Source organism: Candidatus Ruminimicrobium bovinum (assembly GCF_902760015.1).
In the GTDB taxonomy this organism is placed as follows: domain Bacteria; phylum Elusimicrobiota; class Endomicrobiia; order Endomicrobiales; family Endomicrobiaceae; genus Ruminimicrobium; species Ruminimicrobium bovinum.
In genome coordinates this window covers 1-6,128 of the sequence record NZ_CACWEU010000103.1, presented here as the reverse complement: position 1 = coordinate 6,128, position 6,128 = coordinate 1, and the positions used below count along the sequence as shown (strand labels likewise).

Here is a 6,128-nt window from a genome sequence, read left to right as displayed (position 1 = left end):
GAGATAAATCATCCCCCATTTGAGGAGAAACCGATATCAATGAAAAATAATATTTCATGTGACACTCTATATCACTGCCTGTATATGTTGCAGTTGCTATTATAACATAGTCCCTTCTTTTAATACGGTTATTCTGTGTTATATAATCCCATGACAGACTTGCTCGAAAAGAGTCATTACCATCTTTTTGTAACTCCTTCGGCCAATCTTTGTTATTTTCAATATCCGAATAAGAAAACATATTCTCAAATTCTATACCAACAGTTGCAGACACTTTATTGTCATATATATTATTTTTATATTCTATTCCCCCTAAAGGTTTTTTATTATACCAACTCCAATCATTCCACTGTTCTATATTTGATACTTTTATAATTAAAGGTTTATGCTGTCCACTTCCGGAAATTAAAGGCAAAGTATTTTTTACAGTAGCATTAAAAAGATCACCGCTATATTTTTCTACAAGATTATTAGACCCCGGCATAATGTTATCGTTTAATAAAGATAAACCCGGTTTATTATAATTTTTATTATTCTGGTGAAGAATCTTATATCTATCACCATCCTCAATTTTTTTTTCACCAATAAATTCTGTTTTCAAACAATGAACATTATATTTTGGGTCTAATAACTCCCATCTTTCTTTTGATGTAACTACTTGATAACATATATTTGAAATTTGTTCTCTAACAACTTCAATTGCAGTATCTGCCATATAAAATTCTTTCTTTTTTATAATATCCGACTGAATTGCGATATACGGAGCTAAAAATATTTTTAAGCAAACAAAAGCTATTACAAGCATTATTACTGCCATTACAAGTGTCATAACTAAAATAAAACCTTTATTCTGTTTTCTTATTATCATAAAATTACCTACATATTAAATTCAACACCTTCAATACCTCTTAACCTACACGTTATATATGACCTTCTTAACCTGTCATTTTTATCTTTATAAATTATTATTAACTTTATAAAAGGTGTATAAATTGGCTTAAATTCACTAAATCCATCTATCCATTTTTCATTTAAATCTATACCTGTATAATTATAAAACTTGTCCTTTGTTATACCTTTCGATATTTCATAATACACTTTAACTATATTATCAAATAAAACTATTTCTTTACTCCTATCATAATTATCAGTAGTAAAAGTAGATACTTTCAAATATCCTTGAGTAATTGTTCTTGATGAAGTTCCGGAACAATAACACAACTTATAGTTCTTATCAATATCAATATCAGGTAAACTATTTACATCATTTGAATAATATTTTATTTTTTCTGATTTATTTTTATTTGAAATATTATTATTATCTTTCAATAAATTAACTCCATTATTACCTTCTTTAAAATAATAAGTTTCGTAACGCTTACCGTCTGTTGTATTAAAAAAACGAAATTCAATATTATTATATATATCATAATATTGACAAGTTGCCGCAGAACGTTGAAACATTCTTTCAAATACCTGCAAGTTATTAAAAGTTTCCGAAGTCGCGGACAAATCATTAAACTGATTGTATACTATAACAAGCATAAAATAAACCGAAAGCATAACAATGGATGCTATCAACATTGCAATAACAATTTCCACCAAAGAAAATGCTTTTTTATTTTTAAAGATTTTCATTAAGTCCATTATTATAATTTCTCCATGGCATTGAATTTGTTACATGCATTCCTATTATATTACCGCTGGGAGTTTTACACCAAACATAAACCGAAGGCATTAAAAACCATTGCGGTTTCGGTGCATCGTCACCTGTCAAATTTGTTCTTTGAATTTCTATTTTAGTCCACTGATATTTTATTTCCACATATTTATTATTGTCATTAGGGTTTACGTTAAGTTTTATTTTATTACTATTAAATTCAAATTCAGTTGAGGGTAACGGATAAAGCAAAGGGGGATAAATTGTCCCCTTTTTCTTTTCAACAGCAGTATAATCCCATATATCTATACAGTATTTTTTCCAACTATCAAACTCACCTTGTTTCCCAAAATCAAATACATTGTTCTGAGAATCTCCATCTCTATCTATTGCAGTTCCTACAACAGAAGCTTTTTTTGCTTCTATATAACTTGTTAAAATACCGAGAACAGCTCTATCTTCCTCAAATTTAACTTTTAATTTCCATGCAAATAAAAAAAACGCGGAAATATTAAGAATAATTATTGTCATAATTACCCAAGCAACAACAACTTCAATTAAAGTAAAACCTTTTTTATTTTTCATAAAATTTATAAAGTAATTTCCTGCCAACTTTGCCCTTGTATTGAACCGTTTTGTTCTTCCGCTTCTTCAAATATTATTCTATTAACAACGCCAACACCTTTGTTATTTTCTACTTGATTTCCCTCAATAAGATGCCCTTTTATATGCCAACCTTTGACCCTTGATTTAGGACTTGCCTTTACTTCTACTTCCAATCTACAATCATCATTATGTTGTCCTGTACAATTTCCGGATGATATATACAGAACTATTTTATTGTAATCATTACCATACTTAATTTTATCATTACCATCAAAATCAATATCGGAACTATCATCTTTTTCAGGCCTAAAATATTTATTGTCAATTAAAAGGGCTTTTATCGGTTTCCAATTTTGGATAGTTTTTCCCTTATCGTTATCATTGTCAAAAATGAAATAATAGCCGTTATCTGCATTATACACTCTTTCCTGTTCAATTATTGCACGAACAAGCTGAACACCTTCTTTTTTTGCGGCACTTAAATAAAACAAATCCAAATTAGGAATTATTAGCATTAATATTCCTAATATTATAATAACTACTAAAAGTTCCATCATTGTAAAAGCTTTACTTTGTTTTAATTTTTTCATTTACATTCCACTCATCATTGCAGAAGCCATATTAAATATAGGCAAATACAGGGCAATAACGGCAGTTCCCACAATAAAACCCATACCTACTATCAAAATAGGTTCCATTATTGCACTTAAACTTGCTACTATACTATCAACTTCATCATTGTAATAATCAGTAATTTTAAGAAACATTGAACTTAATTGCCCGGATTTTTCACCTACGGCAGTCATCCTTACTATCATTTTTGGAAATATGAAATGTTTATCCATTTCCTCGGAAAATTGCTCACCCGCGACAACCTTATCTTCAATGGATTTTAAAACAAACCTTATATAAGAATTATTAATTGTTTTTGAAGCTATTTGCAAAGATGAAATAATATCAACACCGCTTGCAACAAGTGTGGACAATGTTTGGAAAAAACTTGCAAAAAGCATTTTTAAATAAATATTACCGAATATAGGAATTTTAAATAAAAATTTATCAAATACTAACTTAAAGGCCGGAACTTTCATACACATTCTAAATATAATTATAAGAATAACAATAAATATAATTATAAATATCAATTTACTTAAAATAAACCTGCTTAAATTCATTAATATCTGTGTCGGTAAGGGAAGCTCCGCACCGAAAGATAAAAACATCGCCTCAAATTTCGGTATAATTACAAGAACAAGTATCAACATAATTGCAACAAAAAAACAACCTATAAAAGCAGGATAAGAAGCTGCCGATTTAATTTTTTTTCTTAATTTTGCAGATTTTTCGATAAAAGCAGCCAAATCAAGCAAAACTTTAGGTAATTTACCGGCTCTTTCACCAACCATAATCATTGAAACAAAAGTATTACTGAAAATTTTTGGAAATTTTGCCAACGAATCGGATAAAGTTTTACCGCCCCTTAAATCTTCGGCAATTACGGTTAAAACTTTTGAAAAATATTTATTTTGAGACATTGTTGACATATCAAGTATTGCATTAAAAACATTTACACCGGCATTTACAAGTGTTGCCATCTGCCTGCAAAATATAGCAAGCTCATCTATGCTTACTTTACCTGATTTACTTGTAGTTAATGCTACAACTTTATCATTTAACCTGGAATACCAATTTCCGTAACGATTTTTTTCTTTTACGGACAGCAGAACTAAATTCTTTGATTTAAGCGTAGATATCAAATCCATCTTAGAAGAAGCATCCATAACACCGTCAACAACTTTCCCGGTAATATCCATTGCTTTATAAATAAATTTTGCCATAAAAATATTTCCTTAAAATTAAGTTGCTTTTGCCGAAGATGTAACGGAAAACACTTCTTCAACAGTTGTTATACCCTCAAGCATCTTATTTACCGCGGCCTGTCTTAACGATACCAAACCTTCTTTTACCGCAACATCCTTGATATCAAGTTCGGAAGCATTACTTGAAATCATTCTTCTTAAAGAATTTGTAATTTTCAATATTTCAAATATAGCCACCCTTCCTCTATACCCGGATCCGTCACAAGCACTACATCCTGCACCTTTGTATAATTTAGCGGTATTGGGAAGCCCTAATTTTTCATAAACGGTATCGTGAACTTCCGTCATTTCCATTTTACATTTCGGGCAAATAGTTCTAACAAGTCTTTGTGCTATTATAAGGTTAACGGCATCGGAGACAAGATACGATTCTATACCCATAAAAGACAACCTTGAAATTGTGCTGACGGTATCATTTGTATGAAGTGTTGAAAACACCAAATGTCCGGTTAATGCGGATTGAATTGCAATTTGGGCAGTTTCAGTGTCTCTGATTTCTCCGATAAGAATAACATCCGGGTCCTGTCTCATAAAACTTCTTAATATTGAAGCAAATGTAAGCCCTATATCCGAACGAACGTGCACTTGGTTTATACCTTGAATTTCGTATTCAACGGGGTCTTCCGCCGTTGATATATTTATATCCGGTTTATTTATATATTTTAAAGCTGAATACAATGTTGTAGTTTTTCCGCTTGATGTAGGACCCGTTACAAGAATCATTCCGTTAGGTGCCTGAACAGCTTCCTTAAAGAATATAAGTTCCTGCTGTGAAAAACCGATTTTATCTATATCAAGTGCAAAAAGTTCCTTTGATAAAATTCTAAGAACAACCTTCTCACCCCATAACGTAGGTATTATGGATACACGGATATCTACCTTTGTTTCTCCGACTTTTACCCTACATTTACCGTCTTGAGGTAACCTTCTTTCTGCAATATCCAAGTCAGACATAATTTTTATTCTGGATACTATTGCATTGTAATATCTCTTTTGCGGAGCAATTGAATTTATTAAAGAACCGTCTATTCTCATTCTCAAACTGACAGTTTTCTCGAAAGGTTCCAAATGAATATCACTTGCTTTTTTGGAAATAGCATCAAAAAACATTGAATTTACATATTTAACAACAGGTGCGGATTCAACATCATCAACAGCTGCCTCTTCTTCTTCGGCAATTTCGGGAGCTTCTTCTTCAACAGCTGTATCGGTACTTAAAGCATGACGAATATAATATTTTTCAATAAATTCTAATATATCTTTTTCGGAAGATAATTTTGCCGATATTTTTAAACCTGTAATACTTTGAATATCCGATTTATAAACGACATTTGAAGGGTCTGCCATTGCAACCGACAATTCGTCACCGTTTAATTGAAGAGGAACCGTTAAATACTGTCTTGCAATTTTTTCGGGTATTGTCGAAATAACAGACATTTCTATATTTACCGTCGATAACTTACAATATTCAACACCCATTGAAACCGAAAGTGCATTTAACAAATCCACTTCCATTATAAGTTTTTTTTCTAATAAAACTTCACCTAACTTTCTTTTTGAAGCAACCGCTTCTTTTAGTGCACCATCCAACTGTTCTTTTGTTATTTTTCCCTGACTAAGTAAAACTTCACCTAAAAACTTTTTCCTTAAAGCAGTTAATAACATTAGTTTCTCCCAAAAGATATCTTATGTAATTATAGGTAAAATTTAGCGTTTTGTCAACATAAAAATTTTGTAAAGTAAATTTAGTTTAGGGTTGAGAGTTAAGGGATGACGGTTTAATGACAATAACAAATTTTGAGGGATAAAAATGAAAAATTTAAAAGATTTAGAATATTGCAAATAAAATAAAAAAAAAGCCAACCGTCAGGTTAGCTTTTTAAATTATTATTTTTAAAATTTATTAAAATTATTTATGGTAATCTAAGTGTTAAACCGACAAAATGTGAACCGTAACTCTCTTTTACTTCTACAGGCAATTC

Annotated in this window: 6 protein-coding genes; all 6 read right to left on the bottom strand. The window is 30.5% G+C overall.

Annotated elements, in window-relative coordinates; translation table 11 throughout:
- Positions 1–868: hypothetical protein (locus tag ACMUOV_RS03825; protein ID WP_413853793.1), on the bottom strand; the 868-nt coding region annotated here is incomplete at its 3' end.
- An 8-nt stretch (positions 869–876) separates the two neighbouring features.
- On the bottom strand, positions 877–1,647 hold the full coding sequence (locus ACMUOV_RS03820; RefSeq protein ID WP_413853792.1) for a type II secretion system protein J: 771 nt from the start codon (positions 1,645–1,647) through the stop codon (positions 877–879).
- A complete protein-coding gene (locus tag ACMUOV_RS03815) occupies positions 1,625–2,245 on the bottom strand; it encodes a type IV pilus modification PilV family protein (protein ID WP_413853791.1) in 621 nt (206 codons plus the stop codon). The genes ACMUOV_RS03820 and ACMUOV_RS03815 overlap by 23 nt, the downstream gene beginning before the upstream one ends.
- Before the next feature lie 5 nt (positions 2,246–2,250).
- Positions 2,251–2,856 carry a prepilin-type N-terminal cleavage/methylation domain-containing protein gene (locus ACMUOV_RS03810; protein ID WP_413853790.1) on the bottom strand — a complete coding sequence of 202 codons (606 nt, stop codon included), beginning with the start codon at positions 2,854–2,856 and terminating at the stop codon, positions 2,251–2,253.
- Positions 2,857–4,104: a type II secretion system F family protein gene (locus tag ACMUOV_RS03805; RefSeq protein WP_413853789.1), complete on the bottom strand. Its 1,248-nt coding sequence runs from the start codon at positions 4,102–4,104 to the stop codon at positions 2,857–2,859.
- 18 nt (positions 4,105–4,122) lie between these two features.
- On the bottom strand, positions 4,123–5,811 hold the full coding sequence (locus ACMUOV_RS03800; protein ID WP_413853788.1) for a GspE/PulE family protein: 1,689 nt from the start codon (positions 5,809–5,811) through the stop codon (positions 4,123–4,125).
- Between the last annotated feature and the right edge of the window lie 317 nt (positions 5,812–6,128).

Excerpts from the sequence above, each read along its gene's own strand:
- ACMUOV_RS03820 (WP_413853792.1), bottom strand. The coding sequence starts at position 1,647 with ATGGACTTAATGAAAATCTTTAAAAATAAAAAAGCATTTTCTTTGGTG.
- ACMUOV_RS03815 (WP_413853791.1), bottom strand. The coding sequence starts at position 2,245 with ATGAAAAATAAAAAAGGTTTTACTTTAATTGAAGTTGTTGTTGCTTGG.
- ACMUOV_RS03810 (WP_413853790.1), bottom strand. The coding sequence starts at position 2,856 with ATGAAAAAATTAAAACAAAGTAAAGCTTTTACAATGATGGAACTTTTA.
- ACMUOV_RS03805 (WP_413853789.1), bottom strand. The coding sequence starts at position 4,104 with ATGGCAAAATTTATTTATAAAGCAATGGATATTACCGGGAAAGTTGTT.
- ACMUOV_RS03800 (WP_413853788.1), bottom strand. The coding sequence starts at position 5,811 with ATGTTATTAACTGCTTTAAGGAAAAAGTTTTTAGGTGAAGTTTTACTT.